Annotated in this window: 12 protein-coding genes; 8 read left to right on the top strand and 4 right to left on the bottom strand. The window is 58.3% G+C overall.

What is annotated here, in order from left to right; translation table 11 throughout:
• The first annotated feature begins 2 nt into the window (after positions 1 to 2).
• The 7 genes from paaG to paaY all read left to right on the top strand — a co-directional run bounded on the left by paaG (position 3) and on the right by paaY (position 6,800).
• Positions 3 to 791 carry a 2-(1,2-epoxy-1,2-dihydrophenyl)acetyl-CoA isomerase PaaG gene (gene paaG, locus PYR66_12890; GenBank protein ID WEF26245.1) on the top strand — a complete coding sequence of 263 codons (789 nt, stop codon included), beginning with the start codon at positions 3 to 5 and terminating at the stop codon, positions 789 to 791.
• 3 nt (positions 792 to 794) lie between these two features.
• Complete coding sequence (locus PYR66_12885; GenBank protein WEF26244.1) at positions 795 to 2,216, top strand: 3-hydroxyacyl-CoA dehydrogenase; 1,422 nt, start codon at positions 795 to 797, stop codon at positions 2,214 to 2,216.
• Positions 2,206 to 2,628, top strand: a complete 423-nt coding sequence (paaI, locus tag PYR66_12880) for a hydroxyphenylacetyl-CoA thioesterase PaaI (protein ID WEF26243.1) — start codon at positions 2,206 to 2,208, stop codon at positions 2,626 to 2,628. Before PYR66_12885 ends, paaI begins: the two co-directional genes overlap by 11 nt.
• Entirely contained in the window at positions 2,628 to 3,833 is a 1,206-nt protein-coding gene (gene pcaF / locus PYR66_12875; GenBank protein WEF26242.1) for a 3-oxoadipyl-CoA thiolase, read from the top strand. The genes paaI and pcaF overlap by 1 nt, the downstream gene beginning before the upstream one ends.
• 26 nt (positions 3,834 to 3,859) lie before the next feature.
• Positions 3,860 to 5,176, top strand: coding sequence for a phenylacetate--CoA ligase (gene paaF / locus PYR66_12870; GenBank protein WEF26241.1), 1,317 nt, complete (start codon positions 3,860 to 3,862; stop codon positions 5,174 to 5,176).
• 85 nt (positions 5,177 to 5,261) lie between these two features.
• Positions 5,262 to 6,188, top strand: a complete 927-nt coding sequence (gene paaX / locus PYR66_12865) for a phenylacetic acid degradation operon negative regulatory protein PaaX (GenBank protein ID WEF26240.1) — start codon at positions 5,262 to 5,264, stop codon at positions 6,186 to 6,188.
• 9 nt (positions 6,189 to 6,197) lie between these two features.
• The gene (gene paaY / locus PYR66_12860; protein WEF26239.1) at positions 6,198 to 6,800 is read left to right on the top strand and encodes a phenylacetic acid degradation protein PaaY; all 603 of its coding nucleotides are present in this window, start codon (positions 6,198 to 6,200) and stop codon (positions 6,798 to 6,800) included.
• A 36-nt stretch (positions 6,801 to 6,836) separates the two neighbouring features.
• Here paaY and azoR read toward each other — a convergent pair whose 3' ends face one another.
• Positions 6,837 to 7,442, bottom strand: coding sequence for an FMN-dependent NADH-azoreductase (gene azoR, locus PYR66_12855; protein WEF26238.1), 606 nt, complete (start codon positions 7,440 to 7,442; stop codon positions 6,837 to 6,839).
• 258 nt (positions 7,443 to 7,700) lie between these two features.
• Between azoR and hrpA the strand changes: the two genes are divergently transcribed.
• The gene (gene hrpA, locus PYR66_12850; protein WEF30444.1) at positions 7,701 to 11,546 is read left to right on the top strand and encodes an ATP-dependent RNA helicase HrpA; all 3,846 of its coding nucleotides are present in this window, start codon (positions 7,701 to 7,703) and stop codon (positions 11,544 to 11,546) included.
• A gap of 84 nt (positions 11,547 to 11,630) precedes the next feature.
• Here the strand turns inward: hrpA and PYR66_12845 are convergent, their stop codons facing one another.
• From PYR66_12845 to PYR66_12835, 3 genes are read right to left on the bottom strand one after another with little or no spacing between them, the layout of a single operon-like run.
• A complete protein-coding gene (locus PYR66_12845; GenBank protein WEF26237.1) occupies positions 11,631 to 12,290 on the bottom strand; it encodes an O-methyltransferase in 660 nt (219 codons plus the stop codon).
• Positions 12,291 to 12,311: 21 nt separating this feature from the next.
• Complete coding sequence (locus tag PYR66_12840) at positions 12,312 to 13,688, bottom strand: efflux transporter outer membrane subunit (protein ID WEF26236.1); 1,377 nt, start codon at positions 13,686 to 13,688, stop codon at positions 12,312 to 12,314.
• Positions 13,685 to 14,770 (bottom strand): HlyD family secretion protein, encoded by a 1,086-nt coding sequence (locus PYR66_12835; GenBank protein WEF26235.1) that lies wholly within the window; start codon positions 14,768 to 14,770, stop codon positions 13,685 to 13,687. Before PYR66_12835 ends, PYR66_12840 begins: the two co-directional genes overlap by 4 nt.
• Between the last annotated feature and the right edge of the window lie 11 nt (positions 14,771 to 14,781).

Genomic DNA, 14,781 nt, shown 5'->3' with positions numbered 1-14,781 from the left:
TTGTGGAAGCTTTTATTCTCAGCACAGTGGAACAGGGCGTAATGACCATTACCCTCAACCGCCCGGACCGACTGAACAGTTTTAACGACCTGATGCACCAACAGCTGGCGGAATGCCTGAAGCAGGCCGAGCGCGATGAGAACGTGCGCTGCCTGTTGATCACCGGCGCCGGTCGCGGCTTTTGCGCCGGGCAGGATTTGAACGACCGCAATGTTGACCCCAACGGCCCGGCGCCGGATCTCGGTCTGTCGGTAGAACGTTTTTATAACCCGCTGGTTCGCCGCCTGGCGGCGTTGCCGAAACCGGTTATCTGCGCGGTCAATGGCGTTGCCGCCGGTGCTGGCGCGACGCTGGCACTGGGTTGCGACATCGTGCTGGCCGCGCGTTCGGCCAAATTTGTCATGGCGTTTAGCAAGCTCGGCCTGGTGCCGGATTGCGGCGGCAGCTGGTTCCTGCCGCGGGTTGCCGGTCGCGCCCGGGCCATGGGACTGGCATTACTGGGCGATAGCCTCAGCGCCGAACAGGCCGCGCAGTGGGGGATGATCTGGCAACTGGTGGAAGATGCCGAACTGGCGGACACCAGTCTGCGGCTGGCGCGCCATCTGGCGGCGCAGCCGACCTTTGGCCTGGGGTTGATTAAAAAGGCGCTGCTGGCTTCTGAAACCAATAGCCTTGATGCGCAGTTAGATCTGGAACGCGATTATCAACGCCTGGCCGGGCGCAGCGACGACTATCGCGAAGGGGTCAGCGCATTTCTGGCCAAACGTCCACCACAGTTCAGCGGGAAATAGGCCATGACGACATCTTTAGCCACCGTGGCGGTGATCGGCAGCGGCACCATGGGCGCCGGCATTGCCGAAGTCGCCGCCGCCGCCGGGCATCAGGTATTGATTTACGATATCGCCGCCGACGCGATAACACGCGCGATCGACGGTATAGGCCTGCGTCTGGCGTCGCGCGTCAGCCGCGGCAAACTGGCGGCGGAACAGGCTGATGCGCTGCTGGCGCGTCTGCATCCGGCACACGATTTAGCGGCATTGGCCGATGCCAGCTTGGTCATTGAAGCGGCCTCCGAGCGTCTGGAGGTTAAAACGGCGCTGTTCGCGCAGCTGGCGGAAATCTGTTCGCCGTCAGCGTTGCTGACCAGTAATACCTCGTCCATTTCAATTACCGCTATCGCCGCTGGCGTGAAGCATCCGGAGCGCGTGGCCGGTCTGCATTTCTTTAACCCGGCGCCGGTGATGAAACTGGTCGAGGTGGTGAGCGGGTTGGCGACATCCGCCGAAGTGGTCGAACAGCTGTGCCAGTGCGTCAGCCTCTGGGGGAAACAGCCGGTTCGCTGCCGCTCGACTCCAGGGTTTATCGTCAACCGCGTGGCGCGTCCGTTCTATGCCGAAGCCTGGCGCGCGCTGGAAGAGCAGGTTGCCGCCGCTGAAGTTATCGACGCCGCTCTGCGTGACGGCGGCGGCTTCCCGATGGGGCCGCTGGCGCTGACCGACCTGATCGGCCAGGACGTCAATTTCGCCGTGACCTGCTCGGTATTTAACGCCTTCTGGCAGGAGCGCCGTTTTTTACCGTCGCTACTGCAACAGGAGCTGGCGCTGGCCGGGCAACTCGGCAAGAAGAGCGGTCGCGGCGTCTACCGCTGGCCCGCTGAGACGCCACCGGAAGCGGCGCTGCCGGTGGTGGCGACTGGCGCAAAAACCGTCGTCGAGAAAGGTGACGGCGTCACAGAATTAGATGAACTCCTGCTGCTGGAGACCTGCGGCGAGACCGCGCTGGCGCTCAGCCTGCGGCATGGCCGCCCGGTGGTGGTCTATGACCTCTGTGCGGGCGATACCGTGGTGCTGGCCGCGGCGGCAACCAATGCGCCAGCGGCGACCGGCAAGGCCGTGCACTACTTCCAACAGCAGGGCAAAAAGGTGCTGAGCATCGCCGATTATCCCGGCCTGCTGGTGTGGCGCACGGTGGCGATGCTGGTTAATGAAGCGCTGGATGCGGTGCAAAAAGGGGTCGCCAGCGCGGGGGATATTGATACCGCCATGCGCCTTGGGGTCAATTACCCGCGCGGCCCGCTGGCATGGGGGGAAAGCCTCGGCTGGGGTCGTGTGCTGCATCTGCTGGAAAACTTACAACAACATTACGGCGAAGAGCGCTATCGCCCGAGTTCCTTGCTGCGCCAGAAGGCGCTGATGGAGAAGCACCATGAGCAATGATGCCTGGCGCAACGCGCGCGCGATGTACGAAAAAGATACCTGCGCCAAAACGCTGGGTATTGAGCTTATCGAAATGGATGACGGTTTCGCGCAGATGACCATGACCGTCTCACCCAATATGCTCAACGGTCATCAAACCTGCCATGGCGGCCAGCTATTTTCTCTGGCCGATACCGCTTTCGCCTATGCCTGTAACAGCCAGGGGCTGGTGGCGGTGGCCTCGGCGGCGAGCATTGATTTTCTGCGTCCGGCCTTTGCGGGCGACAGGCTGGTCGCCACCGCCCGAGTTAAACAGCAGGGCAAGCTAACCGGCGTCTACGATATTGAAATTGTTAATCAACAGCAAAAAATTGTGGCCCTGTTTCGCGGCAAATCGCACCGCATCGGCGGCACAATCACAGGAGAAGTGTAATGCGCGACGCCTTTATTTGTGACGGGATCCGCACGCCGATTGGCCGCTACGGCGGGGCGCTGGCCAGCGTTCGCGCCGACGATCTGGCGGCGATTCCGCTGCGTGAGTTGCTGAGCCGTAACCCCAAACTGGACCCGGCAGCGATTGATGATGTGATTTTTGGCTGCGCTAACCAGGCGGGGGAAGACAACCGTAACGTGGCGCATATGGCGACGCTGTTGGCGGGCTACCCGCATACGGTGCCGGGCACGACGATTAACCGCCTGTGCGGCTCCGGTCTGGACGCTATCGGTTTTGCCGCTCGCGCGATCAAAGCCGGTGACGCCGATCTGCTGATTGCCGGCGGCGTGGAGTCGATGTCGCGTGCGCCGTTCGTGATGGCGAAAGCCAGCGCGCCGTATCAACGCCAGGCAGAACTGTTTGATACCACCATCGGCTGGCGTTTTGTGAACCCGCTCATGGCGCAACAATTTGGTACTGACAGTATGCCGGAAACGGCAGAGAATGTAGCTGAATTGTTAAATATTAGCCGCGCCGATCAGGACGCCTTCGCCTGGCGCAGCCAGCAGCGCACGGCGCAAGCTCAGCGTAACGGTATCCTGGCGCAGGAAATTGTGCCAGTACAGATTATCGGCAAAAAAGGGGCGGTCAGCGCAGTGCGTGATGATGAACATCCGCGCGCGGAGACGACCCTGGAGCAGTTATCACAGTTGAAAACGCCGTTCCGTAAAGGTGGGGTGATTACCGCGGGTAACGCTTCCGGCGTGAACGACGGCGCGGCGGCGCTGATTATCGCCAGCGAGCAGCAGGCCAGCGCCCAGGGGTTGACGCCGCGCGCGCGCATCGTTGCGATGGCGACTGCTGGCGTCGAGCCGCGCCTGATGGGCTTAGGGCCGGTACCGGCGGTGCGCAAAGTGCTGGAGCGGGCGGGACTGAATATTAACGATATGGATCTGATCGAACTGAATGAGGCCTTCGCCGCGCAGGCGCTGGGCGTACTCAGACAGCTCGGCGTGCCGGATGATGCGGCGCATGTGAACCCCAACGGCGGCGCCATTGCTTTAGGCCATCCGTTGGGCATGAGCGGCGCGCGACTGGCGCTGAGCGCAAGCCTGGAGCTGCAACGCCGCGGCGGGCGTTATGCGCTGTGTACGATGTGTATTGGCGTGGGTCAGGGCATTGCCATGATCCTCGAGCGAGTGTGAGCTAATTTACCTGCGAGTACCCTAAAATGATAACTACTACAAAATTAGATCCGATTGAAACCGCATCGCGTGATGAACTGCAGGCCCTGCAAACCCAGCGTCTGAAATGGACGTTGAAACATGCGTATGAAAATGTGCCGATGTATCGCCGCAAATTCGATGCCGCGGGCGTACACCCTGACGATTTCCGGGAACTGAGCGACCTGAAAAAATTCCCGTGCACCACTAAGCAAGATCTGCGCGACAACTACCCGTTCGATACCTTCGCGGTGCCGATGGAGCAGGTGGTGCGTATCCATGCCTCATCCGGCACCACCGGCAAACCGACGGTGGTGGGCTACACGCAAAACGATATTGATAACTGGGCCAATATTGTCGCCCGTTCGCTGCGCGCCGCCGGTGGTTCGGCGAAAGACAAGATTCATATCGCCTACGGCTACGGCCTGTTTACCGGCGGTCTCGGCGCGCATTATGGCGCGGAACGTCTTGGCGCAACCGTGATCCCGATGTCCGGCGGCCAGACCGAGAAGCAGGCGCAGCTGATCCGAGATTTCCAGCCGGATATGATCATGGTCACGCCATCCTACTGTCTGAATCTGATTGAAGAGCTGGAGCGCCAGATGGGAGGCGATGCGCGTGGTTGTTCATTACGCGTCGGCGTTTTCGGCGCCGAGCCGTGGACGCTGGCGATGCGCGCGGAGATCGAGCGCCGTCTGGGGATCACCGCGTTGGATATTTACGGCCTGTCGGAAGTGATGGGGCCGGGGGTGGCGATGGAGTGTCTGGAGACTGTCGATGGACCAACCATCTGGGAAGACCATTTCTTCCCGGAAATCGTCAACCCGGACGATGGCACGCCGCTGGACGATGGCGAGCACGGTGAACTGCTGTTCACCACGCTGACCAAAGAAGCACTGCCGGTGATTCGCTATCGTACCCGCGACCTGACGCGTCTGCTGCCGGGAACCGCCCGCACCATGCGCCGTATGGATCGCATCAGCGGACGCAGCGACGACATGCTGATTATCCGTGGGGTTAACGTTTTCCCGTCGCAGGTGGAAGAAGAGATCCTCAAGTTCGAACATCTGGCGCCGCATTATCAGCTGGAAGTGAATCGCCGCGGTCATCTTGATTCGCTGGCGATCCGCGTCGAGCTAAAAGAGAGCGGGCTGGCGCTGAGTCATGAACAGCGCTGTCAGATTTGCCACCAGTTGCGTCACCGCATTAAGTCGATGGTCGGGATTTCTACCGATATCACCATCGTCAACTGCGGCAGTATTCCGCGTTCCGAAGGTAAAGCGTGCCGGGTCTTTGATCTGCGTAAAGCGGTGGTCAGCGGTTAATTTTTTCCCCGGTGGCGCTGCGCTTACCGGGGAATTTCCTGTGCTATGATTCATAAAGGAAAAATATAACAACAGAATGAATCAGATGAGTAAACTCGATACCTTTATCCAACAAGCCGTGGCGTCGGTGCCAATCAGCGGCACCTCATTAATCTCTTCGCTGTACGGCGATGCCTTATTACAACGCGGTGGGGAAGTCTGGCTCGGCAGCGTCGCGGCGCTGTTGGAAGGGTTAGGATTCGGTGAGCGCTTTGTGCGCACCGCGCTATTTCGCCTCAATAAAGAAGAGTGGCTCGACGTCGTGCGCATTGGCCGCCGCAGTTTCTACCGCCTGAGCGACAAAGGCTTGCGCCTGACTCGTCGCGCTGAACACAAAATCTATCGCGCGAATACCCCGGAGTGGGATGGCACCTGGCTGTTGCTATTATCGGAAGGGTTAGAGAAAAACGTCCTCGCCGACGTTAAAAAACAATTGCTGTGGCAGGGGTTTGGCGCGCTGGCGCCGAGCCTGTTGGCGTCGCCGTCGCAAAAGCTGGCGGATGTGCAGTCGCTGCTGCACGAAACGGGCGTGGCCGAAAACGTCATCTGTTTCGAGGCGCACTCGCCGCTGGCGCTCTCAAGAGCGGCGCTGCGCGACCGTGTGGAAGAGTGTTGGCATCTGACCGAACAAAATGAGATGTATGAGGCCTTTATCTCGTTGTTCCGTCCTTTGTTGCCGCTGCTGCGCGACTGTGAACCGTCAGAGTTGACGCCGGCGCGCAGTTTCCATATCCAACTGTTGCTGATTCATTTCTATCGCCGGGTAGTACTGAAAGATCCGTTACTGCCTGAAGAACTCCTGCCTGCACACTGGGCCGGGCAAACCGCCCGCCAGCTGTGTATCAATATTTATCAACGCGTGACGCCTGGCGCGCTGGCGTTTGTCGACGAGAAAGGCGAAAGCTCGGTTGGCGAGCTGCCTGCGCCGGGGCCGCTTTATTTTCAACGCTTCGGCGGTTTGCCAGGCGTTTGAGGAGATGACATGCCGATTTACCAGATTGATGGATTGACCCCGGTAGTGCCGGATGAGAGCTACGTTCACCCGACGGCGGTATTGATTGGCGACGTGATCCTCGGCAAAGGGGTTTATGTTGGTCCCAACGCCAGCCTGCGCGGCGACTTTGGCCGCATTGTGGTGAAAAACGGCGCGAATATTCAGGATAACTGCGTGATGCACGGCTTCCCGGGTCAGGATACTGTCGTGGAAGAGGATGGTCACATTGGTCACGGTGCGATCCTGCACGGCTGCGTGATTGGCCGCAATGCGTTGGTGGGGATGAGCGCAGTGATTATCGACGGGGCGGTGATTGGCGAAAATAGTATTGTCGGCGCCTCGGCGTTCGTAAAAGCGAAAGCGGAAATGCCCGCCAATCATCTGATTATCGGCAGCCCGGCGAAAGCGATTCGCACCCTGAGCGAGCAGGAACTGGAGTGGAAAAAACACGGCACTCGCGAGTATCAGGTGTTGGTCGAACGCTGTAAGCAATCGCTACACCAGGTAGAGCCATTGAAAGAGATGGAAGAAGGACGTAAAAGACTGGAATTTGACGAGAATCTGCGGCCAAAATCGGCGAATTGCAGATAGAGAAAAACCTCCCGCTGATGCGGGAGGTTGGTATTATCAGGCGGCAACGACGCTGTCGATTGCTGCTTTAGCGTCAGACTGCGCTTTGGCTGCCACTTCCGGACCATAGGCGATACCTTCAGCAAACACGAAGTTCACGTCGGTGATGCCGATGAAGCCGAGGAAGGTGGACAGGTACGGGGTCACCAGGTCAGTCGGGGTATCTTTATGGATGCCGCCGCGGCTGGTCAGGACTACCGCACGTTTACCGGTCACCAGACCTTCCGGACCTTTCTCGGTGTAACGGAAAGTCACGCCAGCGCGGGCTACCAGGTCAAAATAGTTTTTCAGCTGAGTCGGGATGTTGAAGTTATACATCGGCGCAGCGATAACAATCACATCGTTCGCTTGCAGTTCAGCGATCAGCTCATCGGAGAGCGCCAGCGCTTCCTGTTGACGTGCAGTCAGCTGAGCATCGCTCGGACGCAGCGCGCCGACCAGTTCGCCATCCAGTACCGGAATCGGGTTTGCCGCCAGATCGCGCACGGTAATCACGTCGCTGGCGTGTTTCTCGCGCCATTGTTCAACAAAATAGTCGGACAGCTGGCCGGATTGCGAGTACCCTGCAAGAATACTGGACTTCAGGACTAATACTTTGCTCATGGGTGTTTCCTTTTAATGTGATTGACGGGCCAATGCCCTGGTGCTTGTTGACACTCTATTCACAATCATGCCGCAGAGATAGCGCAATATATCGAATTCTATGTTCAGTTTTTTTGAACAAGGCATGAATTCTACAGATGTGGTAATCTACCGCACTATTTCATTACAGATTTTTCCGGCAGAGCTCTGCCCGATAACGCTATGACAGAACAACAAAAACTCACTTTCTCACAGCTCTATCAACGGCTCGATAGCCTGATGCTGCGCGATAAAACGCGTTACAGCCGCCGCCTGCACGGTGTGAAGAAGGTTAAAAATCCTGATGCCCAGCAGGCCATTCTGCAAGAGATGGCGCAGGAAATAGAACAAGCAGTAGGTAAAGTCCTGCTACGTGAAGCCGCGCGCCCAACGATTACCTATCCGGAAAACCTGCCGGTTAGTCAGAAAAAACAAGATATTCTCGAAGCAGTACGCGACCATCAGGTAGTGATCGTCGCCGGTGAGACCGGTTCAGGTAAAACCACGCAGTTGCCAAAAATCTGTATGGAGCTGGGGCGGGGGCTAAAAGGTTTGATTGGCCATACTCAGCCGCGGCGACTGGCGGCGCGTACCGTGGCGAACCGTATCGCTGAAGAGCTGCAAACCGAACCGGGCGGTTGCATCGGCTATAAAGTCCGCTTTAGCGATCACGTCAGCGATAACACCATGGTTAAGCTGATGACCGACGGTATCCTGCTGGCGGAAATCCAGCAGGACCGCCTGCTGATGCAGTATGACACCATCATTATCGATGAGGCGCATGAGCGTAGCCTGAACATTGATTTTCTGCTTGGCTACCTGAAAGAGTTGCTGCCGCGTCGCCCGGATCTCAAGGTAATCATCACCTCGGCGACCATCGATCCGGAACGTTTCTCACGCCATTTCAACAATGCGCCGATTATTGAAGTCTCCGGGCGAACTTATCCGGTTGAGGTTCGTTACCGTCCCATCGTCGAAGAAGCGGACGATACCGAACGCGATCAACTGCAGGCGATTTTTGATGCCGTTGATGAACTGGGGCGCGAAAGCCCTGGCGATATTCTGATCTTTATGAGCGGCGAGCGGGAAATTCGTGATACCGCCGATGCGCTGAATAAGCTCAATTTGCGCCATACCGAAGTGCTGCCGCTGTATGCGCGCTTATCGAATAGCGAGCAAAACCGCGTCTTCCAGTCGCATAGCGGGCGGCGCATCGTACTGGCGACCAACGTCGCCGAAACCTCGCTGACGGTACCGGGCATCAAGTATGTGATTGACCCAGGTACGGCGCGTATCAGCCGCTATAGCTATCGCACCAAAGTGCAGCGTCTGCCGATCGAGCCGGTATCGCAGGCCTCCGCTAACCAGCGCAAAGGCCGCTGTGGCCGCGTATCGGAAGGTATCTGTATTCGTCTGTATTCCGAAGATGATTTCCTGTCGCGCCCGGAGTTTACCGATCCGGAAATCCTGCGTACTAACCTGGCGTCGGTTATTCTGCAAATGACCGCGCTGGGCTTGGGCGACATCGCCGCGTTCCCATTCGTGGAAGCGCCGGATAAACGCAATATTCAGGACGGCGTGCGCCTGCTCGAAGAGCTGGGCGCTATAACCACCGATGAGCAGGCCACGGCCTATAAACTGACGCCGATGGGGCGCCAGTTGAGCCAGTTACCGGTGGATCCGCGTCTGGCGCGTATGGTGCTGGAAGCGCAGAAACACGGCTGTGTCCGCGAAGCAATGATCATTACCTCGGCACTGTCGATTCAGGATCCGCGTGAGCGGCCGATGGACAAGCAGCAGGCGTCCGATGAAAAGCATCGCCGCTTCCACGATAAAGAATCTGATTTCCTCGCCTTCGTGAATCTGTGGAACTACCTTGGCGAGCAGCAGAAAGCGCTATCGTCGAACCAGTTTCGTCGCCAGTGTCGGGTGGATTTCCTTAACTACCTGCGCGTACGCGAGTGGCAGGATATCTATACCCAACTGCGCCAGGTGGTGAAAGAGCTCGGCCTGCCGATCAACAGCGAACCGGCGGAATACCGGGAGATTCATACCGCGCTGCTGACCGGCTTACTGTCGCATCTCGGGATGAAAGATTCTGATAAGCAGGAGTTTACCGGCGCGCGCAACGCACGGTTCTCTATCTTCCCGGGATCCGGTTTGTTCAAGAAGCCGCCGAAGTGGACGATGGTTGCTGAACTGGTGGAAACCAGCCGCCTGTGGGGGCGCATCGCTGCTCGTATTGAGCCCGAATGGGTCGAGCCAGTGGCGCAGCATTTGATTAAGCGTTCATACAGTGAGCCGCACTGGGAACGGGCGCAGGGCGCGGTGATGGCGACGGAAAAAGTCACTGTCTATGGCCTGCCAATTGTGGCTGCGCGCAAGGTGAACTACAGCCAAATCGACCCGGCATTGTGTCGTGAACTGTTTATCCGCCACGCGCTGGTGGAGGGCGACTGGCAGACGCGCCACGCCTTCTTCCGCGACAACCTGAAGCTGCGAGCGGAAATCGAAGAACTGGAACATAAATCCCGCCGTCGCGACATTCTGGTGGATGACGAGACCCTGTTCGAGTTTTACGACCAACGCATCAGTCATGATGTCATCTCTTCACGCCATTTTGACAAGTGGTGGAAACAGGCCAGCCGCGAGGCGCCGGATTTGCTCAACTTTGAGAAGAGCATGCTGATTAAAGAAGGGGCGGAGCAGGTCAGCAAGCTGGACTATCCGAATTTCTGGCATCAGGGCAACCTGAAGCTGCGTCTTACCTATCAGTTCGAGCCGGGAGCCGATGCCGATGGCGTAACGGTACATATTCCGCTGCCGCTGCTTAATCAGGTTGAAGATGCCGGGTTTGAATGGCAAATCCCCGGTCTGCGTCGCGAACTGATTATCGCGTTGATTAAATCGCTGCCGAAACCGGTACGGCGTAATTTCGTCCCGGCACCAAACTATGCGGAAGCGTTCTTAGGCCGCGCGACGCCGCTTGCGTTACCGTTGTTGGATTCGCTGGAGCGCGAGCTGCGCAAAATGACCGGCGTCACCATCGACCGTGAGGCCTGGCAGTGGGATCAGGTGCCCGATCACCTGAAAATCACTTTCCGGGTGGTGGATGATAAAAACAAAAAGCTGCAGGAAGGACGTTCGCTGCAGGCGTTGAAAGATACGCTGAAAGGCAAAGTACAGGAGACGCTGTCGGCGGTCGCCGATGACGGTATCGAGCAGAACGGGCTGCATATCTGGAGCTTTGGTGACCTGCCGGATCGCTACGAGCAGAAGCGCGGCAACTATAAGGTGAAAGCCTGGCCGGCGCTGGTGGACGAGCGTGACAGCGTGGCCATCAAGCTATTTGATAACCAACTGGAACAGCAGCAGGCGATGTGGCGTGGTTTGCGCCGGTTGTTACTGCTTAACATCCCGTCGCCGATTAAGTATCTGCACGAGAAGCTGCCGAATAAAGCCAAGCTGGGGCTCTACTTCAACCCGTACGGCAAGGTGCTGGATCTGATTGACGACTGTATCTCCTGCGGCGTTGATAAACTTATCGATGAAGCGGGCGGCCCGGTGTGGACCGAAGAGGGCTTTAGTCAGCTGCACGAGAAGGTACGCGCCGAGCTTAATGACACGGTGGTCGAGATTGCCAAACAGGTTGAGCAGATCCTGACGGCGGTATTCAACGTCAATAAACGGCTGAAAGGGCGCGTGGATATGACCATGGCACTGGGGCTGTCGGATATCAAAGCGCAGATGGCGGGACTGGTCTATCGCGGCTTTGTCACCGGTAATGGCTTCCGTCGCCTCGGCGACACGCTGCGTTACCTGCAGGCGATTGAAAAGCGTCTTGAGAAGCTGGCTATCGACCCGCACCGCGACCGCGCACAGATGCTGAAAGTGGAAAGCGTGCAGCAGGCGTGGCAGCAATGGTTGAATAAGCTGCCGCCAAACCGCCGCGATGACGACGACGTCCAGGAAATCCGCTGGATGATCGAAGAGCTGCGCGTCGGCTTCTTTGCCCAGCAGTTGGGTACCCCGTATCCGATTTCTGACAAACGCGTGTTGCAGGCGATGGAGCAGATCGTCGCCTGATCCCGGCGGCGCTGCGCTTGGCCGGGCTACAGAAATTATGTAGCCCGGGCGAGGCGTATGCCGACCCCGGGGCTTCACTGCGGCCTACGCGTTCACCCACGCCAACGTAAATCCATCCCACCCCTTAATCCCGACCGTTTGCAGCGCCGTGACCGTCAGGCGCGGGTCGTTATGCATCATCTCAATAAACCGGCGCACACCCTGCACGCGGGCGTCGGTACTGTTGGGGTTGGTGACTTCACCGTCGCGCACCACGTTATCGCCAATAATCAGCGTGCCCGGGCGAGAGTATTTCAGCGCCCATTGCAGGTAATAAGGGTTATTCGGCTTATCCGCATCAATAAAAATCACGTCAAACGGCGCGGCATCCTCAAGCATCGTCAGCGTGTCCAGCGCCGGGCCTTCGCGCAGCGTCACCACCTTATCAAGCCCGGCGAGGGTGATATTCTCCCGTGCCACGCGGGCGTGCAGCGGATCGGCTTCGAGGGTGATTAAGCGCCCACCTGGCGGCAGCTCGCGTGCCATCCAGATGGTGCTGTACGCGCCTAGCGTACCTATTTCCAGAACCGACTTCGCGCCCACCATGCGAATAAACAGCGCCAGCAGTTGCCCCTGATTAGCCGCCACATCGTGCGCGGGCAGCCCGTTTCGCTGGTTGTTTTCCAGCACGTGAGACAGCACGGCATCGCCGGGAATCAGGTTCTCTATCAAATAATTATCAACATCTGACCACTGTTTTTGCATTGTGACACCCCTTAGGATTTGTCAGCCCGACAGCGAAGACCAGCCGCCTCCCAGCGCCCGGTAAAGATCGATTTGCGCCAGCAGCAGATTATTTTTCACCTGCACTACGCTCAGCTGTGTAGAGAACAGTGTGCGTTGCGCATCGAGCACGTCAAGATAAGAAGAGTAGCCGTTGCGATAGCGGTTCTGCGCGATGCGCAGCGTCTCCTGCGCAACCGACTCCTGTTCTTGCAGTTCGCTTAACTGTTCGTCGTAGCGGCTGATAGCGTCGAGGCTGTCATTCACCTCTTGAAACGCGCCGCGTACCGTTTTCTCATAGCCGTAGAGCGCTTGATTGCGCTGAGCCATCGACACATCAACCTGCGCATTCAGCGCCTGGCGGTTGAGTATTGGTGCCAGAATACTGCCACCAATACTCCATAACCGCAGCGGATTGTCGAGCAGATCCGGTAGCGTTCGGTCCTGCAGGCTGCCGGTTGCGGTGAGATTGATGGAGGGCAGCAGTTGCGCCTGTGACGAGGCGAGGGTGGCATCGGCGGCGACCAGCTGGCGTTGGGCCTGCACGATATCCGGACGGCGGCTCATTAACGTCGATGGCAGCTGCGATGGCAGGCGCAACGGCGTGAGCTGAGCGAAAGTATTACGTTTTACCGCGCCGGGGTTGTTGCCTGTCAGTACGCTAAGGGCGTTTTCCTGCTGGGCTATCTGGTGTTGTAACGGTGGGATCTGCGCCCGCGTCGAGCGCAGCTCTGAATCCGCCTGCATCAATTCGAGGCGTGAGGTATAGCCGGTCTCATACTGGCGTTTAGCGAGATTCCACGCATCTTCGCGCGATTTTAGCGTCTGCCGGGTGACCCGTAGCTGCTCGTCCAGCGACAATAGCGTGACATAGCCAACGGCGACCGACGTCGCGACGGTCAAATTCGCCGCGGCGGCGGCAGCTTTCTGCGCCTCAAGGCTCGCCTCGGCGGCGCTGGCGGCGCTGCGGTTCGCGCCCCAAATATCAACGTCATAGCTGGCGGTCAGGCCGCCTTTATACAGCGAACTGTGAATCGGCAAGCCGGTGGCGGCAGACTGCGCACGGGCGCGGGTACCGGTCAGGCTGGCGTCGAGCGATGGAAACAGACTGCTATCGGCGGCGTAGGCGCGCGCCTGATACTCATTAACGCGCTCGCGGGCAATCAGTACGTCGCTGTTGTAGCGCAGCGCCTGATCGACATATTGATTGAGCGCGCTATCGTGAAAATTGCGCCACCATACGCCTTCCGCCGGACTGGCGGGGCCCACATCAGCCCGCCAGGCAGAAGGGATTGCCAGCGTCGGTTCGGCGCGCTGCACGTCTGCGGATTGGCAACCGACCAGCGCCAGCGCCACGATAAGCGTTAACGGGCGGATCATGGTTTTGTCTCCGCGCGGGTATTAATCGTCACTTGTACCGACATTCCAGGACGCAGGCGGTAGCTGTTTTTCTGCCCGTCATCGACGGCGATGCGTACCGGAATACGCTGGGCGATTTTAACGAAGTTGCCGGTGGCGTTATCCGGCGAAATCGCGCTGAATTCAACGCCGGTCGCTGGCGAGATACTCTGTACCGTACCGCGGAAGGTTTCGCTATTCAGCGCATCGACCGAGAAGGTCACCGGTTGGCCGATACGCACTTCGGCAAGCTGCGTCTCTTTCAGGTTGGCGATAATCCAATGCTGCGGCGGCACCAGTGAGGTCAAATGCGTCCCGGCGCTGACGTAGGCGCCGAGGCGCACGGAGATTTGCCCCAGTTGCCCGGTGGCCGGGGCGATAATTTGTGTATTCTGCAGATCGATTTGCGCCAGTTCCAGCGCCGCTTTGGCGCTGGCGACATCGGCCTCTAACGCATCACGATTGACGATGGTCGATTGCAGATCCTGACGCGACATCTCCAGCGTGGCTTTTGCCTGTTCAATATCCGCAGCTCCCTGTGCAGCGCTGGCGCGCGCGGAGTCGCGTTCGCGAATCGACAGCGAACCGTCGGCGGTCAGATCCTGTACGCGTTTTAAGTCGGCCTGCATTTTTTGATTCTGCGCGCGGGCGTTTTGCAGCGCGGCTTCGTTTTTGGCGATCGTCGCTTCAGCGCTTTTACGCTGTTGTTGGTTATTTTTCAGCGCCGCTTGTTTCATCGCCAGCGTGGCCTGCGCCTGGTGTACGCGCTGTTTATAAATGCGATCGTCGATCTGGAACAGCACCTGTCCCGGCTGAACGGTATCGAAATCCTTCACGTTCACCGCGGTGATGTAGCCGTTGACCTGCGGGCTGATAAAAGTGGTCTGCCCGCGAACATAAGCGTTATCGGTAAACTGGCTATGGCGAGTGAAAGGGGGCAGTTGCCAGGCGTACAGAATAACCAGTACGCCGACGATGCCGATTGCCGCGGCGGTAAAAATGGAAACTACACGGATATTGTTGCGGGTGTTGGCCTGTTGTTTGGCTGCATCCTGCTGACTCATAACGACTCCAG

Source organism: Klebsiella aerogenes (genome assembly GCA_029027985.1).
Lineage (GTDB): Bacteria > Pseudomonadota > Gammaproteobacteria > Enterobacterales > Enterobacteriaceae > Klebsiella > Klebsiella aerogenes_A.
The sequence above is the reverse complement of the archived record's forward strand: the minus strand, read 5'-3'. Positions and strand labels throughout refer to the sequence as shown.

Coding starts and splice junctions, on each gene's coding strand:
- PYR66_12885 (WEF26244.1), top strand. CDS start 795: ATGACGACATCTTTAGCCACCGTGGCGGTGATCGGCAGCGGCACCATG.
- paaI (WEF26243.1), top strand. CDS start 2,206: ATGAGCAATGATGCCTGGCGCAACGCGCGCGCGATGTACGAAAAAGAT.
- pcaF (WEF26242.1), top strand. CDS start 2,628: ATGCGCGACGCCTTTATTTGTGACGGGATCCGCACGCCGATTGGCCGC.
- paaF (WEF26241.1), top strand. CDS start 3,860: ATGATAACTACTACAAAATTAGATCCGATTGAAACCGCATCGCGTGAT.
- paaX (WEF26240.1), top strand. CDS start 5,262: ATGAGTAAACTCGATACCTTTATCCAACAAGCCGTGGCGTCGGTGCCA.
- paaY (WEF26239.1), top strand. CDS start 6,198: ATGCCGATTTACCAGATTGATGGATTGACCCCGGTAGTGCCGGATGAG.
- azoR (WEF26238.1), bottom strand. CDS start 7,442: ATGAGCAAAGTATTAGTCCTGAAGTCCAGTATTCTTGCAGGGTACTCG.
- hrpA (WEF30444.1), top strand. CDS start 7,701: ATGCTGCGCGATAAAACGCGTTACAGCCGCCGCCTGCACGGTGTGAAG.
- PYR66_12845 (WEF26237.1), bottom strand. CDS start 12,290: ATGCAAAAACAGTGGTCAGATGTTGATAATTATTTGATAGAGAACCTG.
- PYR66_12840 (WEF26236.1), bottom strand. CDS start 13,688: ATGATCCGCCCGTTAACGCTTATCGTGGCGCTGGCGCTGGTCGGTTGC.
- PYR66_12835 (WEF26235.1), bottom strand. CDS start 14,770: ATGAGTCAGCAGGATGCAGCCAAACAACAGGCCAACACCCGCAACAAT.